This window comes from Veillonella sp. VA141 (genome assembly GCF_003992175.1).
GTDB lineage: Bacteria > Bacillota > Negativicutes > Veillonellales > Veillonellaceae > F0422.
On record NZ_RQVM01000005.1, the window covers coordinates 1 to 19564 of the forward strand.

16 protein-coding genes, 1 rRNA gene and 1 pseudogene are annotated in these 19564 nt (G+C 36.3%); 17 read left to right on the top strand and 1 reads right to left on the bottom strand.

The features are described from left to right. The first annotated feature begins 9 nt into the window (after window positions 1-9). From rrf to EO112_RS06080, 11 genes and pseudogenes are all read left to right on the top strand, one after another. Window positions 10-126, top strand: a 5S ribosomal RNA gene (gene rrf, locus EO112_RS06030). A 722-nt stretch (window positions 127-848) separates the two neighbouring features. Further along, window positions 849-1907, top strand: a complete 1059-nt coding sequence (locus tag EO112_RS06035) for an ATP-binding protein (protein WP_127163433.1) — start codon at window positions 849-851, stop codon at window positions 1905-1907. Window position 1908: 1 nt separating this feature from the next. Further along, complete coding sequence (locus EO112_RS06040) at window positions 1909-4143, top strand: S8 family peptidase (protein WP_127163435.1); 2235 nt, start codon at window positions 1909-1911, stop codon at window positions 4141-4143. Between the two features lie 20 nt (window positions 4144-4163). After that, window positions 4164-4349 carry a hypothetical protein gene (locus tag EO112_RS06045; protein WP_127163437.1) on the top strand — a complete coding sequence of 62 codons (186 nt, stop codon included), beginning with the start codon at window positions 4164-4166 and terminating at the stop codon, window positions 4347-4349. 157 nt (window positions 4350-4506) lie between these two features. Beyond that, complete coding sequence (locus EO112_RS06050; RefSeq protein WP_127163439.1) at window positions 4507-6336, top strand: DUF262 domain-containing protein; 1830 nt, start codon at window positions 4507-4509, stop codon at window positions 6334-6336. Between the two features lie 36 nt (window positions 6337-6372). Then, on the top strand, window positions 6373-8367 hold the full coding sequence (locus tag EO112_RS06055) for a hypothetical protein (protein WP_127163441.1): 1995 nt from the start codon (window positions 6373-6375) through the stop codon (window positions 8365-8367). Beyond that, window positions 8351-9202 carry a hypothetical protein gene (locus EO112_RS06060; RefSeq protein WP_127163443.1) on the top strand — a complete coding sequence of 284 codons (852 nt, stop codon included), beginning with the start codon at window positions 8351-8353 and terminating at the stop codon, window positions 9200-9202. The genes EO112_RS06055 and EO112_RS06060 overlap by 17 nt, the downstream gene beginning before the upstream one ends. Further along, the gene (locus EO112_RS06065; protein WP_127163445.1) at window positions 9195-9965 is read left to right on the top strand and encodes a DUF6339 family protein; all 771 of its coding nucleotides are present in this window, start codon (window positions 9195-9197) and stop codon (window positions 9963-9965) included. Before EO112_RS06060 ends, EO112_RS06065 begins: the two co-directional genes overlap by 8 nt. Window positions 9966-9986: 21 nt before the next feature. Further along, window positions 9987-10790, top strand: coding sequence for an SWIM zinc finger domain-containing protein (locus EO112_RS06070; protein ID WP_127163447.1), 804 nt, complete (start codon window positions 9987-9989; stop codon window positions 10788-10790). A gap of 9 nt (window positions 10791-10799) precedes the next feature. Then, window positions 10800-11324, top strand: coding sequence for an NUDIX hydrolase (locus EO112_RS06075; protein ID WP_127163449.1), 525 nt, complete (start codon window positions 10800-10802; stop codon window positions 11322-11324). A gap of 71 nt (window positions 11325-11395) precedes the next feature. Next, a pseudogene (locus tag EO112_RS06080) lies at window positions 11396-12655 on the top strand (phosphopentomutase); the annotation flags it as partial. A gap of 286 nt (window positions 12656-12941) precedes the next feature. Here the strand turns inward: EO112_RS06080 and rpmB are convergent. After that, on the bottom strand, window positions 12942-13130 hold the full coding sequence (rpmB, locus tag EO112_RS06085; protein ID WP_038144954.1) for a 50S ribosomal protein L28: 189 nt from the start codon (window positions 13128-13130) through the stop codon (window positions 12942-12944). Window positions 13131-13737: 607 nt separating this feature from the next. Here rpmB and recG point away from each other — a divergent pair. From recG to EO112_RS06115, 6 genes are all read left to right on the top strand, one after another. Continuing rightward, window positions 13738-15774 (top strand): ATP-dependent DNA helicase RecG, encoded by a 2037-nt coding sequence (gene recG / locus EO112_RS06090; protein WP_127163451.1) that lies wholly within the window; start codon window positions 13738-13740, stop codon window positions 15772-15774. A 94-nt stretch (window positions 15775-15868) separates the two neighbouring features. Continuing rightward, window positions 15869-16057, top strand: coding sequence for a 4-oxalocrotonate tautomerase (locus tag EO112_RS06095; protein WP_009353866.1), 189 nt, complete (start codon window positions 15869-15871; stop codon window positions 16055-16057). Between the two features lie 102 nt (window positions 16058-16159). Next, on the top strand, window positions 16160-16885 hold the full coding sequence (locus EO112_RS06100) for a WecB/TagA/CpsF family glycosyltransferase (protein ID WP_127163590.1): 726 nt from the start codon (window positions 16160-16162) through the stop codon (window positions 16883-16885). Window positions 16886-16937: 52 nt separating this feature from the next. After that, complete coding sequence (locus EO112_RS06105; protein WP_062402326.1) at window positions 16938-17573, top strand: phosphatidylserine decarboxylase family protein; 636 nt, start codon at window positions 16938-16940, stop codon at window positions 17571-17573. After that, a complete protein-coding gene (gene pssA, locus EO112_RS06110) occupies window positions 17566-18237 on the top strand; it encodes a CDP-diacylglycerol--serine O-phosphatidyltransferase (protein ID WP_127062279.1) in 672 nt (223 codons plus the stop codon). The genes EO112_RS06105 and pssA overlap by 8 nt, the downstream gene beginning before the upstream one ends. A 12-nt stretch (window positions 18238-18249) precedes the next feature. Beyond that, a complete protein-coding gene (locus EO112_RS06115) occupies window positions 18250-19518 on the top strand; it encodes a glycosyltransferase family 2 protein (protein ID WP_009353839.1) in 1269 nt (422 codons plus the stop codon). Window positions 19519-19564: the final 46 nt, after the last annotated feature.

Genomic DNA, 19564 nt, shown 5'->3' on the forward strand with positions numbered 1-19564 from the left:
CCTGACAAATTCAGTGACGATGGCTACGAGGAACCACCTGTTCCCATCCCGAACACAGTAGTTAAGCTCGTAAACGCTGAAAGTACTTGGCTGGAAACGGCCTGGGAGGATAGGAAGTTGCTGATTAATAAAAAAAGAACACCCAGTAGGGTGTTCTTTTTTTATTACTTAGTGAGTTTACATACGAGCAGACCGCACTGGGATCCCCAGTGAACCACTTTCAAAGGAGCGAAGCACGCGCATAAGCAGGACTCATGATTTGAAGGAGTGAAACGACGCGCAAATCATAGAGTATCGCTTAGTTCCTAGCGTAAGGTTTTGTAGCTCTATAGGAGCTAACAAAACCCACAGCTAGGAACAAAAAGGACAAGGGATAAAAGTCCTTAACGTAAGGTTTTCTACGACCGAAGGGAGTAAAGAAAATCCACAGGGCAGAACAGGAAGTTGCTAATGATAAGGCTATATTTACTACGCCGTTTTCAGCCAAATTGATAAAGTAGTAACAATGCTATATATGATAAGGCCTGGGATAAGCAGGGCTCATGATTTGAAGGAACGAAGTGACGCGCAAATCATAGAGCATCGCTTAGTTCCTGGCGTAAGATTTTGAAGCCCGAAGGGCGTATAAAACCCACAGTCAGGAACAGGGAGTCGCCAATGACAAGGTTAAATTTGCCTAAGCCGTTTCCAGCCAAAATATCAGAAGTAATTTAACAACAGCATAACATATATAACTATCTCCTAATGAGATAGTTTTTTATATTTTTGTCCCATTATATACAAAAATGTCCCAGTTTGTAGTATAATATAAACAATATAAATAATATAAATAATAGGAGGGGACGGTCATGAAGAAAAAGAATATACTTAATTTAATAAAATACCATGTAGAGAAGAATGATAGTGCCTTCAGAAATGAGAGCATTTCTATTGCTAGATATTTTGATAGTATTGGTGATCAGGATTTAGCAGAATATATATTAGGGTTACTATCTGAATTACCTCAATTTAGCCCTCAAAATCTAGAGGTTAATAGTGAATTTTTAGAACAATTAGATACGACTAAATTAGAGCCTTTACATTTACCAATAGAAATTGTGAATGATATAAAAGGTATTATTAACGCAGTGGGGCATAATGTCGGAATAAATAAGTTTCTTTTTGAAGGTTATCCTGGTAGCGGTAAAACCGAGGCAGCTAAACAAGTGGCAAGATTATTAAATCGAAGTTTATATAGAGTAGATTTGGAAAGTTTGATTGATAGTAAATTAGGAAAAACTAATAAAAATATTATTCAAGTTTTTGATGAAATCCACTCTCTTCCTAATGCTAGACAAGCGGTAATACTATTTGATGAGATTGATATTATTGCACTTGACCGAGTGAACTCTAACGATGTGAGAGAAATGGGAAGGGTTACCTCAACTATATTACGAGAGTTAGATAGATTATCTGATATTAACAAGGATATTATTTTAATTGCCACAACAAATTTATTCAATAATTTTGATAAAGCTCTACTTAGACGCTTTGATGCTACTATAAACTTTAATCGATATACAAAAGAAGATTTAATAGAAATTAGTGAGTTTTATTTCTCTTCTTTTATCAAGAACTTTAAAGGAATTACAAAAGACATTCGACTATTACGTAAAATTTTAAAAGTAAGTGAGAAATTACCGTATCCGGGTGAACTTAAAAATATTATTAAAACATCTATCGCATTTAGTGATGCATCATCAGAATATGATTATTTAAAGCGGTTATATAATGCATTAATAGGAAAACTCGAACAAAAAGATATCTCAGACTTACATCTGGAAGGATTTACAGTACGTGAAATTGAAAAATTGAAAGGAGAATCTAAAAGTACTGTATCTAGGAAACTACAAAAGGAGGTAGTATAGTGTGAATTATGTTTTGGAGTTAAAAGGGAAGCGTTTTATACAAGCAGATAAGAAAAATGCAGACGGTGGGATTACAATGAATGGTAAAGTAGATGTTACCGTTACGCACTTAGAGGCTTTGATAAAGCAATTGCGTTCTATCCAAGAGTTTTGGAAGAGAGAAAATAAACTATTTACAGGACTTTTAGTCAGTGTTCAGTATAATAAAATTGCGGCAAAAAGTAATCGTATTTCTGGATTATTTAAAGGGATAGATTCTAATGATGCTGTAGTAGGAGCCAAGTTTAATGATGATAAGTCTAAACATATTATTACGTATTTTTTAGAAGATGTAGACCTTACTAACAGCATTAAATTACTTTTACAAGTAAAAGAAGTTCTAATTGATATATATGACGGGAAAATGAGTAAAAAAATATTTGATAATGCTGAAAAGGTGCACTCAAATATTTTTATAAAATATCCGATTAGTATGTCTGTATTTAAAAGTGTGCTGGCTGATGTTTCATATATTGAATCATTTGAAGTACAACAACCTAAGCTAGTCAAAAGCCAAAGTATTGTTACTTTATATGATGTAAAAAAAGATATCAAAGAATTGTTAGATGAAATAGGAATTGACCCTTTACATGTGACTATGTTAGATGATCAAACTATATATTTAACAGATATACAAGTACAAATTTTATTTGAAAATGCGGCGTATTTGGTGGCAATGGCTACTTTTGATGTATCCCAATTACCACCAGATGAATTTATAGATACATATGAAAGTTATAGGGTTAGCATTCCAGAACCAACAATTGAGCCAATAATAGGAGTCATCGATACATTATTTGATGAAAGGGTATATTTTTCTGAGTGGGTAGAATATCATGAGATGGTTTCTAGCGATATCGAGAAATCATCACTTGACTATAATCATGGCACAGCGGTATCGTCTATTATTGTAGATGGTCCCAGATTAAATCCATGGTTAGATGATGGTTGTGGTCGGTTTAGGGTTCGTCATTTTGGCGTCGCTGTAGGAAAAAGTTTTTCATCATATACTATAATTAAAAATATAAAGAAAATTATAGCTAACAATAAAGATATAAAGGTTTGGAACATATCTTTAGGAAGTAGTTATGAAATTAATGATAACTTTATATCAGTGGAAGCAGCTACATTAGATAGGATTCAATTTGAAGAGGATGTTATTTTTGTGGTAGCAGGTACAAATAAATCTAGTGAAGATGTTACAAAAATAGGGGCACCAGCTGACTCTATTAATAGTGTCGTTGTAAATGCAGTTACAAAGGAGGGCTTATCTACAGCCTATACAAGAAGAGGTCCTGTGTTATCTTTCTTCGCCAAACCTGATGTAAGTTATTATGGTGGAAGTAAAGAGGCTTATATTCAAGTGTGTGAACCCAATGGAGTTCAGAGCGTTGCGGGCACGTCGTATGCATCGCCGTGGATAGCTAGAAAACTATCTTACTTAATCGATATACTGGGCTTACAGAAGGAAGTAGCGAAAGCATTACTTATTGATTCCGCTCGAGGTTGGGAGGAGAATTTAGATCCTAATGTAATAGCTACTTATGGACATGGTATTGTACCAATTCATATTAACGATATTATTCAAACTAAAGACGATGAGATTAAATTTTTGGTATCGGACATTAGTGAAAAGTGGAATACCTATAATTATCACTTTCCAGTCCCTCTTGAAGATGATAAATATCCCTACATTGCCAAAGCAACTATGTGCTATTTTCCATTATGTGATCGATTACAGGGGGTTGATTATACCAATACGGAGCTTAACTTACACTTTGGACGAATAGGAAATAATAGAAAAATTGTAGATATAAAAGGTGATAAACAAAACTCAGATATTGTATTTGATGAGGGTATATCCTATTTGAACGAGAAAGAAGCGAGAAAGCAATTTAGAAAGTGGGACAATGTTAAATATATTTCTGAAAGAATCACAAAGCGTATGAGACCTAAAAATTCCTATGATTACAAAAATTGGGGTATGGAAATAAAAACGAATAATCGATTAGATCCAAAAGATGGAAGGGGAGTACGATTTGGTGTTGTAGTGACATTAAAAGAAATGAATGGAGTCAATCGTATGGATGAGTTTATTCGTAACTGTATATTAAACGGCTGGAACGTGAATGTAATAGATGTGAAGAATCGGGTTAATATTCATCAGAAGATGAATGAAGAGATTGAGTTTGAGTGAAAATAAAATGAGGTAGCATAATGAATACAATTGATATATTCAAACAACAAATCCAAGAAATGATGGACACAGACTACTGTTCTTTCATAAAAGCTTTAATTAGTATTGAAACAGGAGAATTAAATAAAGATAAGTTACAAAATCGATATGGTTCATATATGGAAAATGATGATCTAACTTTATTGAATAAGTTTTTCTATAAATAATAACAGAATGGTTCTAACTAAATATTTAAGACAATTATAAGCTATACTTGAAATTTCGATTTCATGTATAGCTTTTTTGTAATAGCTTTATCTCCTTGAATTTTATTTATAGATATGATCTAATAGAATATATAGAATACTTGTTAGGAGATAGCATATGGCACATCAAATTACTTCTGAATTAAAACGAGTCAAAGACTTATTAGATAACAAAGATCAATTTATTATACCTGACTTTCAAAGAGGATTTGTTTGGGCAAAGAATGAAATTGATATACTGTTTAATGACTTTAGGGAAGACACTGATAATTTTACAATCGATCTTAACAAACTACCAGGATATTTACTAGGTAATATAGTGTTTATTAATGATGAACAAGATATGAATCTTGCCTCTCAATTTGAAGTTATTGATGGTCAGCAACGATTAACGACATTGACATTGATTTTTTGTGTATTGTATGAGAAGTTCAATAATCTATACACTGTAACAAGAGACGAACGGTGGATGCTACAGTCATCTAAGTTTAGCGAATACTTTAGAGTTCTAAATACATACTCACAGTTTGATGATTTTAGAATCAAACATGAAGAAGAATCTGCAAATAAAAATGTCTACCAATCGATCATTAGAAATACTGAGGCAAATTATAGTGGTAAAGATCTTGATGAGGAGTCTAATATCAATAAGGTCTATCAAGCAATAGATGAGCAAATAGATACTATCATAGCAGATGATATGAATAAGCTATTCTACTTAAAAGAATATTTGGAAGTAAAGGTATATCTAATTGTAACTAAAGCCCCCGATGTTGATCGAGCGTACCAATTATTTGAAGTGCTAAATAATCGTGGACTGATGCTTGAGCCCATTGATTTATTAAAGAATCATCTTTTGCGAAACTTAAAAAAATATGACAAAAGTGATATAGATTACTTTATTCTAAATTGGAAACAGTTTTGTGATCATTTAAAAGAAAGTGAAAAGAAAGTAGATACGACAACCTTTGTGAAACACTTTTTACTTGGTACTCTTGGTAAGAAGGTAACAGGAAAAAATATTTTTAAATATTTTAAAGAAAAAGGTACAATGGAAAGTAACGAGATTTTATCGTTGGCAAAGCAATTAAATGAAGTTAGTAAAATTTATAGTAGTATCGAGGGTTCGGCTATCAAAAATAGTTTTATTAATGATAGCTCTAACATGTATATTATTTTTAACTTACTAAAAACAAAGCAAAGTCATGCTTTACTAATCCCTTTTTATAATGCATCCATAGAGCAGAAACAAAGAGTATTAGATGTGCTAGTAAAATATGTAGCATCTGTTATATTTTCCTTTACCCATCCTAATAATATTGAAAAAGACCTACCAGCTTTAATGGAAAAAATCTTACTTAAGAATACTATGGAAGATAAAGTAGCTGTTTTTGAGTCTGAATTACAAATGTTGACTAAAAAATACATTACTACTTTAAAAGCTATTTTACCGACAAAAAATTTAGCAGGGCGTAACAAGAGAAAGCCGGATAAGGGTGGAAGAATTTTAAAGTTTATCGAGCTATACTTTAACCAAAATGAAAACATTAAAACGCTGAAGAAAATCGAAGTTGAACATATTATGCCTCTAGAGTCTGATATAAAAGATTATGGTTTCAAAAACTCTGATGAATTTGATGAGTATTTAAATCGTTTAGGAAATTTAACATTACTCACAAAAAAATATAATATTTCGGCTACGAATAAACAGTTTTCTGATAAGAAAGAACATTATAGAGCATCAGAATTTTTAATTACAAAAGGTATAGTAGAAAAATTATCAACACCGATAAGGAAAGAGGAAGCGCACGTAAAATTACAAAATCACTATTTCAATGCAGAATGTGTTAATACAATTGATATTTGGAGTAAGGCACAGATAGAAGAACGAAGTCAACTATTAACAGATTTGTTAGTAGATATATTAAGTAGTGGTAATAGGAATTAAGAACTGCTTTCAATAGATTAATAGAGGTAAAAATATATGAATACATGGAATTTTCCCGGTGGATATGGGCTAATGCCTAAAGGTGCAAATGAAGCTGGCATAGAAGCTTTTTTAGATGATATTCCTATGTCCTTAGCGAGGGAAGTTATACAAAACTCTATGGATGCACACGATCCAGATAATCCTAACCCAGTACGTGTCGTTTTTAGCGTTTCAGAGGAAGAAACTAATAAGATTATCGGTAAAGTTGACCTATTAGAACGAGTACTCCCAAAGGCAATTAACTTTTGGCAAGAGAAAAATGCTGGTGATACCCATAAGTATCTGAAAGAGTTTAAAGATGTATTTCAAGAACGATATATGAAGGTATTAAAAATTAGTGATTATAATACCATTGGTTTGAGAAAGGCTAATTTTGATTCTCTTATCGAAGGAAGTGGCTATTCAGAAAAAGCTGATACATCGGCTAGTGGCAGTAAAGGTATTGGAAAGGCAGCGCCTTTTGCAGCATCTAAGTTGAGAATGGTTTTATACAATAGTTTAGCCACCGAAAAAGGAGATATGGATCCTACAGAAAAGTTTGCAGGAGCCATTAACTTTGTATCCTATGCGGATGATAGCGTAGATGAATATATGAATGAGTATGGTAAAGAGTTTATTACGCAATCTAGAGGTCTATTAGAAAATTCACATTATACAGAGTGTGAGTTTATTAAAGAGCGTACTGAACATGGTACAGACTTATATATTCTAGGTTTAAAAAACATTGAATTTTGGGAAGAACAAATAGTTCTTGCGGTACTCAATAATTTCTTAGTATCCTTACATAATGGTTTATTAGAAGTAGAGATTGGGAAGTATAAAATTCAAAAGGATACATTGAATAATCTTTTTACATCTATCTATGAAGTTATGAGAGTAGGGGGCTTTAAACTTAAAGGAAAGTATAAATATGAATTTTTGAAAAGTTACTCTTATTTTAATACGCTCACTTCTGAAAATCATCAGATTATCCAATTACCAAATGAATGGGTAGAAAAGTATTCTTTTATTGATAGTACTGATGATGGACAGTTAATACTCTATAAAGATGATGAAGATGCAACTCGATGTGTATTACAAACTCGTCGCAGCGGCATGAAAATATTTGAACAAAATAGAATTAGTGGAAGTATTCCTTTTACAGGTGTCTTTATGGCGACTGGAAATCAGATAAATGAATTCTTACGAAAATTAGAGAATGCCAACCATGATAAATGGAGTTTAGATAGAGCTAGCGATGAAGAAAGAAACGTGACAGCTGAATTTTTATTAGATTTAAAGCACTGGTATAAATCTTCTGTAGAAGAATTTTTTGGAACTCAATCTGATGAAAGTATCAATGCTTTTGGATTAAATGATTTATTACCAGTTGTGGGAAAAGAAGAGGGGAATGAACAACGCACAGAAGGCGGTATTAACCGCAGAGTCAAAGCGGTTAAAAAAGGCCAGATTAGCTCAAAATCTACTAGGGTTGATGGTGATAGTGATGAAAAAATGATAGATAAGTTAGCTGCTGAAATGGAAATTGGTCAGGGAAATACAAGTGGTGGTGGAAGTAGTAAAACAGGAGCTTCAGGAGGAGCAAAGGGAGATGCAATCTATGGTACTGGTGGTGAACCAGGAGATAAGGGGGAAGAGCCAGGAGGAGAAAAAGTCATTGGACACACATATCGGGAAATTGATAGCCCTAAGTTTCTTAAGTTAAAAGTAATGGAATTAAATTCAAAAAATGGAGAGTATCGTTTTATTGCGTTATCCAGTATTCCTAAGAATACACTAGCCTTTGAGTGGAAGATTGTAGGAGAAAATGGATCACCATATAAAACGGATATAGAAGTCTGTACATCCTCAACTCATCAAATACTTAAAGATAAACGAAAAATTATTGTCAGAAATATTAAAAAAAATGAACGTATTCAAGTAGACTTTAAAGTGAATACAAGAGGTAGAGTAAAAATGAAAGGCATAATCTATGAAGTTAAAGGCTGATTTGTTTCCCTATCCAGTGCTTACCCCAGAACTAGATGATTATAGTGATAATACAAGTTTTGAAGTTAGTAATCTTGAAGCACATATAGAAGGTTCTGATCTTGTATCTATACGCTGCATGTTTGCAGTACATAATAAACAGTTGCAACGATTATTAGAAAATAACGAACTTGTGTACGCCCTACATTTAGAAGGAGAAGCAAGTAGTTATAGAAAGTTAATTACTACTTCAGGAGAAAATCCATTTCTCAATGTAAGTATAAAAAATGATGTATTACCAAAAAAATTATTTGTAAACTGCTTAATTCTTTCCAATACGACTATAAAAAATTATAGAAATGAAACATTTAATTCATTATATTATGATGATACTTATGTAGTAGATACACTGTATAAAGGTGATATTGTAGCTTTTTTACCGACTCAAACTTTTGAATTTGATATATATAATGCAGCATTGGGACAAGACTCTATCTTCACTGTTTCAAAGCATAATGAACCATATATGGGGCTAGAGCTAACGGGTGATAAAATCGAGATTATATTACCTCAAAATATGTTCAATACCTATAAAACTTGGGGAAATGTACGAGATAAAAAATCACTTTTTATTTCTTCTATTATTATGCCAGCTTTAATAGAAGCTTTGGGAGAAATTAGTAATGAAAGGGTTAGCCCAGAATTACAATGGGTGTCATCGATTACTGATATTTTAGAGCGTGAGAATATAGATTTGGGTAATCAATCGTTATTTGTTGTTGCTCAAAAATTATTACAACAACCATTTGATGATGTGATTCAAAATGAATTTAATGGGGAGAACAAAGATGAGTGAAACTACGGTTAAAAAACTTACATACTTAAAAGATAGTGCTTTAGAAGATTTCAAGCAAAACTTTCAAATGCGTTATTATCCTTTATACAAATTAGGGAAAGCTGAAGAATTAACTAAATCTGTATGTAGTGCCAATAATGTTGTAGAAACAGATATAGAGTATGAATATATTCCACTTAAATTAGAGACTGCAGAGTATGATGCAGAAATTGTTAAACATAATATGAGAGCTATTTGGAATAGCCTACATGTACTAACTAGAACACAGGCGGAATTAGAAAAGATTTGGGTTTCATTAGCACATACAGACTATATCGAGTATTCCATTGGGTGTTATAATGCATTTGTAAAAACAGATGATCAAGAAAAAGAAGTTAAAAGCTTAAAGTCAAGAACATATTTTACGAATGGGGCAAAACGTTCACTAGCTATTCATAATTTAGCGAGTTATTGGTGGTTAGCTTATTATTTTATTGATGAGAAGCATAGTAATCCATTCCATTTATTAGACTTTTTAGTGAGTAAACCATATCGAGGTAATGCGGTAGTACTATTATCGAGCAATATTGTTTCTACAAAAGATATTGCACTAGGTGTTTTGGAAGCGATTCGTGAACTGGTAGAGGAAAAAGGCGTTACTAATAACCGTGATGTATATGCCAAAGCTACGGTGCTACTCAATAAAGTTGGTGGTATTCGTATTCTAGACACATTATCTCGTGAGGAAGTTAAGGATATCATTCTAGAAAACTATCCTTACTAGTCCCCCCCAGAAAGGACTCCCATGGAATCAATTCAAACTGACGCAATCTGCCTTCCCATCCCAGATATGTACTTAGCCGAGGTCCGTTTTGACAATGCTAGAGAGACCGGAACTTTCATTGTTGAGCACATGGAGCTCTATGAAGGCGATTTGGTGTATGTAACGGGGCCTATGCAGGAGAAGGTGGGGACCGTCATCGATGTGACCTATCATTGCAAAATTCGCCCTTCTAAATATGAGCGTGTAGTGGCAAAGATTGACACCGATTTATATGGTGAATTTATTCCTCTTGAGCATTTATGGGTTACTTTTGACCGTGACTGTATGGACAAGGATAAGATGCGTCTTTGGTTCTTGTCACCTTTGACGGATGGGGAATGCATGGACTCTTGTGGATTTATTCCATTTGCTTTGCATAATTTAGATAACTTCAAAATTTCAGACATTCGTGCAGAGCGTGGTGAAAGTTACTACGAAGAGCATCGTGTGGTCTATATTTGCTTAGATAAGGGTAAAGGCTATGCTATCGTCCAAGGATCTGAGTATTATGAGGTCACTTTCACCTATATAGATGATAAAATTCATGACATACTTTGCAATTGTTATTGTGAGGGCCATTGCAAGCATGAATATGCTGTATTATTACAGTTGCAAGACTTACTGGGTGATTGGGCAGTAAACTTTGACGAGAATTACGCTAAACAGGAATACTTTGCAGCAATAGATAAAACAGTGGCTTGGAATATGAGTATAAGCCGTAAATACGGAAAAATTATTAAGTTAACAGAAGAATCCTATGGAGGGTTCATCGTGTATGAAGATTAAGGAGGAACTATGCAAGAATGTAAACTTTCATCGGAGATGAAATTCGATGGTAAATTAATTAAAGTAACGTACGATATTGCTGAGGTTAATGGCAAGGAATCCTGGCGTGAAGTAGTTCATCATCCAGGTGCGAGTGCTATTGTAGCTATTGATGAAGATAATCGTATCATTATGGAAAAACAGTTCCGCTATGCTTTGAACGATTATTTGTTAGAAATTCCAGCAGGAAAATTAGATGCTGGTGAAGATCCGTTAGTGTGCGCCAAACGTGAGCTAGAAGAAGAAACGGGTATCATCGCCTCGGAATGGATTAGCCTTGGTACAATTGCCACATCTCCTGGATTTTGCAATGAAGTCATCCATTTATATGTGGCAAGAGGACTTTCAAAAGGGGAAATCCATTGGGATGAAGATGAATATGTGGAAGTAGAGCGCTATACTTTCGATGAATTGTTACAACGCATTAGTGAAGAAAAAATTAAAGATAGCAAAACTTTATCTGCCTTATTATTAGCTATGCCGTATTTAAAATAGTGAAAGAATGCCTAGGAGTCTCACTTCCTAGGCATAGATTGTATATGAACGGTGATAGAGAGGAGGTCTCTATGTTTAAACGAATTATAACTATTGTGACAGATAGTGTAGGCATTGGTCATAGTCCAGATGCAGAACGCTTTGGGGACATGGGTGCCAATACATTGGGCCATATTGAAGAGTCTATGGGGCCTTTACGGATTCCAAATTTACGGAAATTGGGTATCGGTAAGATAGCAGATATAACCCCGCAACAAGATACAGTGGCAGGCGCCTTTGGTCGCATGCATGAACAAAGTACTGGCAAGGATACGACCAGTGGTCATTGGGAGATGATGGGACACCCTGTGAAAGTTCCTTTCCCAACGTTTTATGATGGGTTTCCACAGGAGTTGATGGATACTTTCACGAAGGAAACTGGCTATGGATTTTTAGGTAATGAAGCGGCATCGGGAACGGAAATCATTGAGCGCCTAGGGGAAGAGCATATGAAAACGGGGAAACCCATTGTGTATACGTCTGCTGATTCGGTGTTTCAAATTGCCGCCCATGAAAGTATCATACCTTTAGAGGACCTATACAAAATGTGCCAAATTACACGAGAACGTGTGTGTATTGGGGACTATTACGTGGGGCGCATTATTGCTCGTCCTTTTGTGGGGGAACCAGGTCATTTTGTACGCACCTCAAATCGTCATGATTATAGTCGCTTACCAGAAGAGCGATTCGTATTGCAAGCCTTACAAGATGCGAACGTGCCGACCATCGGGGTAGGAAAGATTGGTGATATTTACGCTCATATTGGTTTGGATCAGTCCTATCCAACGAAATCTAATTCCCATGGTATGCATGTAGTGGCTGCTTTGTTGGGGCATAGTGCAAATGGTGTAGATAGTGTACATAATACAGATAGTACGGATAATACACATAGTACTCATAGTACACCTGATACAGGTACTATACCTAATACTGCGGTGGATGGTAGATTTACGCATGGGTATCTAATGGTGAACCTAGTAGAGTTTGATAGCTTGTATGGTCATCGTCGTGATGTACAAGGGTATGGCCGTGAGATAGAAATGTTTGACTATCAACTAGGGGGATTACTGGAACTATTGACCAAAGATGATTTGCTACTTATCACAGCGGACCATGGTAACGATCCGACTTGGAAGGGGACAGACCATACACGAGAACTAGTGCCAATTCTGGCATATTCACCAGCTTTTACAGGACCTATTGAGCTAGGTGATAGACGGAGCTTTGCGGATATTGGACAAACTATATTGGAAAACTTTGGGATTACCGAATCTTTTGTGGGGGAAAGTTTCTTGTGTGAACTAGTAAAAGATATTCCACAACCGATACAATTTGGTTTGGGAAAAGGATTGTTTAAAACTACAGATGATATTCATGCAGGCGATGATGCAATTCAAGAAGTATTTAAGGAGTACACATGATGAATTGTATAAGGACAATAAAAAAGTGACAACACTGTTGACATAATTGAAATTGTGAATAGCAATAAATCGTTGCATAGCAAAAGAGGCTATCAGTACTGAAGAAAATTCTTCCTGACTGATAGCCTCTTTTTTGAGTACATGTACCTTCAAAATCTTACGCGCGTGTAATTTTATCAGAACGAAGGCAGCGTGTGCAAACGTTAACTCGTTTAGTTTCGCCGTCTACAATTGCTCGTACTCTTTGGATGTTTGGTTTCCAAGTTCGTTTGGAACGGATATGGGAATGAGAAACATTCATACCCGTAGTAGTGGATTTACCACATACTTCGCAAAGGTTTGCCATTTGTTTCCACCTCCAAAGTGTTTACTACTAATATAATATATGTATTTTATCATAAAAGGGCAGAGCAATGCAAGTGTATTTCTCTCTTTTAGATAAGATTATACTAGCCTATTAAATATATACTAAAATTGTAAAATCTGTCAAATTTTACAAAAAACAGCTTGCGTTTAATTTTAACAAGATGTATAATTTGAATATAGTTAAATATAAGAAGGACACTTTGATACAACGCCTAACACACGTGACTCTTAAAAAAAGTGTCCTTCTTTTTTGTGTCCATTTTTAGGTGAGATTCATATTAGATGGTTTTTCTATGGTATAATAGAAAGCATCAAGTGTCTACTACACATAGTAGCGTGTCATAATACATAGATACACAGATAGATCCAGTGATATTAGTTATGACATTGTATTAGCACGTGCTGGTAGTATGGCGTTTCTTATCTTTTGACCAGTCGCTATAAATTCGTCATCTTACATAGTTACAGGATAGCACTCGTTATGTATTAACTAGCTAATATGAATGCGTCATGTAGTGAACTTTCAGAATTGATAGAATAAAAATTGTTACTAAAACGGCGTGGATAGAAAAGAGTGCGGATAGAATATGAATGAACAATTGCAATCGATAAAGAGCGTGGGACCGCAACGAGTGAAACAATTGAATAAATTAGGCATCTATACGGTAACAGGTTTGTTGCATTATTTTCCACGCACTTTTGAAGATAGACGGCAAGTGTATACAATCTGTGAAGCTCCTATAGGAGAGATGGTAGGGGTGACAGGGCAGGTAGTACGAGTCAGTGAAAAACGCCCAAGACCACGTATGCATATTCTAACGGTTACTCTATCTGATGGGATACGTCAATTAAACTTGACCTTTTTTAACCAAGCCTATAAGAAAAACTTTTATAAACCAGGTCAACATATATATGCCTATGGGAAGATAGAACATACTTATGGGGCGTACCAAATGAATACACCACAAGTGGAAATGATTGAAGAAGGGCAAGTCATAGACCGTGGTATTGTACCTGTCTACGGTTTGACGGAAGGCATGAAACAGTGGGGGATTCGCGTAGCCATTAAAAATTGGTTTGACCATAACTCCACGTTAGAAGACGTGGTCCCTCAAGATGTGATGGGAGACAAGTTTACCATGAGCCGTTATGATGCCTTTCGAGAAATGCATTTTCCTACATCGTGGGAACGCTACCAAGAGGCACGCAAACAATTAGCCTATGAAGAACTATGGATTATGCAAATGGGATTGTTACTACTAAGAGCTCACGAGCAAGGTCAAGGAGGCTTTCCTATGACAAAGAATGGATCTTTGGTGGAACGAATTAGGCAAGGCTTACCATTTACTTTGACAGGGGATCAAGAAAAAGCATTAGGGGAGATTGCTAAGGATATGGAGCAGCCCCAAGCTATGCAGCGGTTAGTACAAGGTGATGTAGGCTCTGGTAAAACGGTAGTAGCTGCTTTGGCGTTAGCTAAAGCAGTAGAAAATGGATTTCAAGGGGCGATTATGGCGCCGACGGAAATTTTAGCCACACAACATTTTGAAAGCTTTCAGGAACTCTTTCAAGATGCTCCGATACGAATGGCATTGTTGACGGGTTCAACGAAAAAAAAGCAAGATCTCTATGAAGCTTTAGAACGAGGAGATATCGATGTCTTAGTAGGTACCCATGCATTGATTCAAGATAGGGTTATATTTCATCAATTAGGTTTGATTGTAGTGGATGAACAACATCGATTTGGTGTAGAGCAGCGTGCGAAACTACAACGAAAAGGAGACCATCCTCATGTGCTAATTATGACGGCAACCCCTATACCACGGACTATGACCTTATCCATTTATGGAGATTTAGAAGTTTCTTTGATTAAGGAAATGCCTCCTGGTCGTAAACCAGTGAAGACCTACGCTGTGGATTCTTCCTATAAAGAGCGATTGTTACATTTTTTTGAAAAAGAAATGCAAGCGGGTCGTCAGGTCTATGCCGTGTGCCCATTAGTGGAAGAGTCTGAAAAAATGGATTTGCAAGCTGCGGAACAGATTGCTTATGAATATAAAGAATATTTTGAGCCACACTATCGTGTAGGTTTGGTGCATGGTCGCATGCGTCCAAAGGAAAAAGAAGAAATTATGGATGCGTTCTATCGTCGAGAGATTCATTTGTTAGTATCGACTACGGTGATTGAAGTAGGCGTGAATGTGCCGAATGCGACGATTATGTGTATCCATAATGCGGAGCGGTTTGGTTTATCCCAGTTGCATCAATTGCGAGGTCGTGTAGGTCGTGGATCAGCACAGGCCTATTGTATTCTGATTAGTGATAGTAAAAATCCTGATAGCAAAACTCGACTTTCACTGATGGAACAAACGCAAGACGGATTTGAACTAGCAGAACAAGACTTGCTTATCCGTGGCACAGGGGAATTATTTGGCTTGGCTCAGTCAGGTCTGCCAGATTTGAAAGTTGCGAACATTATCAAAGATATACCGATTCTTGTAGAGGCACGTGAAGATGCGAAGGCTTATTTGCAAGCTCATGGCTTTGATGAAGTGCAAGAAATATTACGACATCAAATGGAATCTCGTTTTGGTCCACAATATATGCGTATTTTGTATAGCTAAAGTTGTTTATTAAGGGCTATCTATGATACAATAAGGTGAGATTTTATCTGTAGCATGGTGCTATAGATGTCTAGTGGTGAGGGAGGAAAGACTCATGCCTATTATTCATGTAGAACTTGTTGAAGGTCGTACTTTTGAACAAAAGAAAGCTCTTGGCGAAGCGATTACAAAAGCAACTGTAGAAACTGTAAAAGTACCGGCAGAAGCGGTAAAAGTAATTTTCGTGGACATGAAAGCTGATAACTATATGGAAGCTGGCGTTATGCGCTGCGAAAAGAAATAATTAGGAAAATTACCTACCAGAAGGATAGGTCTATGATAGGGTGTAGTCTCTTTCATATGTCCTGTCCTTCTTGTTTACATACTAGAGTAGATGAGGTGAATGGTGCAGAATCAAATACATGTGCTATCCGTCCCAATTGATGCGGTAACGATGACGGAAGCCGTAGATAGAGTGCTTTCATTAGTGGGACAGCCAAAATTACATATGGTGGCAACGGCCAATGCAGAAATGATTATGATGGCACAGGATAATCAAAGGTTGTTAGAGGTTCTGCAACAAGCTGATCTCGTTGTACCTGATGGAGCAGGCGCCTTATGGGCAGCTGAGCAGCAGGGACAGCGTTTTCCAGAGCGGGTTACAGGTTGTGATCTATTACAAGAGTTATTGAAAGCAGGTAAAGAACATAATATTAAGATATACTGCTTAGGCGGAGCCGAGGGAGTTGTTAAACAAGCCTTAGAAAATATGACAGCAGAACTTGGAGAATTGCCAGTGGTGGGGTATCATTCTGGATATTTTACAGAGAAAGAAGAAGTAGACATTCTTGATGAGATTCAACGTAGTGGCGCTCAATTAGTGTTTGTTGCCTTTGGGGTGCCGAAACAAGAGTTTTGGATTCAAGAAAAATTAGCCCGATTAGATGGTGTAGTCGCCATGGGAGTGGGCGGTTCTTTCGATGTATTAGCGGGCATGTTGAAACGAGCTCCTTTATGGATGCAAGAAAACCGCTTAGAGTGGTTATATCGCTTGGCATTACAACCGAAACGTATCATTCGTATGTTAGCATTGCCTAAATTTATGTGGACTGTATGGCGCCATAAACATTGATACAGAGAAGTTGTATCTTGTTGGAGCCATCACTAGTTAAGAGAGGTTTAGTATGGGTTTGATTGTTAAAGAAGGATATCCTTTAATCGGTGCTTGTCTTGTTGTGACAGCACTGGTAGGCTACTTTCTATCATGGTGGTTAGGAATTATACCATTTGTACTGGCATTATTCTTTACTTATTTTTTCAGAAATCCTAACCGCCGTATTCCTCATGATCCAATGGTGTTAGTATCACCTGCGGATGGGAAAGTGATGGAAGTAGTAGAAGTGTTTGAGGACACATATTTACATCAACAATGTAAAAAAGTAACGATTTTTTTATCTGTTTTTGATGTCCATGTGAATCGGGCTCCAATGGCAGGTGAAATTACGTTTCGACAATATACAGAAGGTCGTTTCTTACCTGCCTATAAAGATTCAGTAGGATATGAAAATGAACGTCATACAATTAGCATTAAAAATGACAAGATGGAAATTGTGGTGACACAGATTGCGGGCTTGTTGGCTAGACGTATCGTGTCTTGGACAGATGTAGGAGATACCTTGGAGCAAGGTACCTTGTATGGTATGATTAAATTCGGTTCTTGCACAGAGCTATTTGTTCCATTAGACGTAGAGATTTGCGTCACAAAAGGGCAACATGTAGTTGGTGGAGAAACGATTATTGGGAGGGTGAAAGATGAATAAGTCTATATTTCCCAATCTTTGCACAGCAGCAAATTTAGCCTTCGGTGTGATAGGCATTAGTTTATCTGCTACAGGTAATTTTACTTGGGCAGCCATATGTGTGCTTTTGTCCTTATTAGCCGATGGTTTAGATGGACGTATTGCTCGTGCTTTGGGTGTTTCTGGAGATTTTGGCCGTGAATTAGATTCTTTAGCCGATGTAGTTGGCTTTGGCGTATCTCCAGCTTTTATGCTGTATATGATGAGCTTGGATCACTATGGTTGGTTAGGCTATGTGCCATTGTTGGTATTCTCTGTATTAGGGGCTTTCAGATTGGCACGATTTAATATTATGACGGAAGAAGTGCACGGTTACTTCCAAGGGTTACCGATTCCTGCAGCAGGTTGTATGGCAGCTACCTATGTGTTAAGTGGTGTTCGTATTCCTGATGTGGCATTGATGTTGGCTATGATTATCGTAGGTTACTTGATGGTCAGCAATGTGCATCATCCAGATTTCAAAGGGAAAGGTAGCGATCCAGTGCAACCCATTGCCGTAGGTATTACCGTAGGCTGCGGCGTATTTTGCTTATTAATGGATTATCGCTCCTGGCCGGTATTGATTTTTGTATTATATGCTGTATATGGTATTAGTAATACTATCATCAACAACATTCGTAAATAGGAAGGAACTAGGATGAATTACGTTTGGTTTGACCTAATTATGATTCCCATACAGGTAATTATCGTATTTTATACCTTGTATTACTTTGTGTTGATGGTCTGTGGCATGTGGCATAAAAGTGATAAAACAGAATGTCCGCCGAAACATTCCTTTGCTATTATTGTCTGTGCCCATAATGAAAGTGCCGTGATAGGTCAATTGGTGAATAATCTACAGGTCTTAGATTATCCTCGCCACTTATATGATATCTTTGTGGTGGCAGATAATTGTAAAGATGACACTGCCAAGATTGCCCGTGAAGCTGGTGCTGAAGTGTATGAACGTTTTAACACAGAAGAAGTGGGTAAAGGATATGCCATGGGCTGGATGTTTGACAAAGTATTCGCCATGGAACGCAAGTATGATGCATTCGTAATTTTTGATGCGGATAATCTAGTGCATCCTCATTTCCTCTATGAAATGAATCGTCATTTGGAAAAAGGGGAGCCAGTGATTCAAGGGTATTTGAATGCGAAGAATCCAACCGATACATGGGTAGCGGGTACCTTTGCCATTGCCTTTTGGATGGTCAATCATATGTGGCACTTGGCTAAATATAACTTGGGACTTTCCACAGCCTTGGGTGGTACAGGTATGTGTATTCGTACAGATATTATCCGCGACTATGGTTGGTCATGTAATAGCTTGACGGAAGATATGGAATTTTCCTTGAAACTGTTAATCCATGGCGTGAAAACAACATGGGCGCATAATGCTATCGTCTATGATGAAAAGCCATTGACCTTTATGCAGTCTTGGAATCAGCGGAAACGTTGGGCGCAAGGGCATTTTGACACAGGAGAACGGTATATTCCGAAACTTTTTGTACAAGGTATTAAGAAAGGAAAATGGACGATTCTAGATGGGATTGTGCAGATTACACAGCCCTATTTCTTGCTATTGTCAGCCTTTTATATTATTATGACCTATATCAATGGTATTGTACCGTTGTATACGAATATTATTTACCAAATTTTGCCAGTACAAGTATGGCAGATTATTGGTATTGGACAATATTTATTTCCACTTATTGTGTTAGCACAAATTAAAGTGCCACCAAAAGTTTGGATCTATTATCTATTGTATCCACTATTCATCTATTCTTGGGTACCCGTTACCTTCTTAGGATATTTGAATCGCCACGATAAAGTATGGTCTCATACACAACATACTCGTGGGGTAGAACTAGGGGAAGTGAAACTAACCCGTATGGGCGATACCAGTCGAAAAACAAAAGAATAAGATATGATAAGAGCAACAGGATGTGAAAATTCTGTTGCTTTTTTTG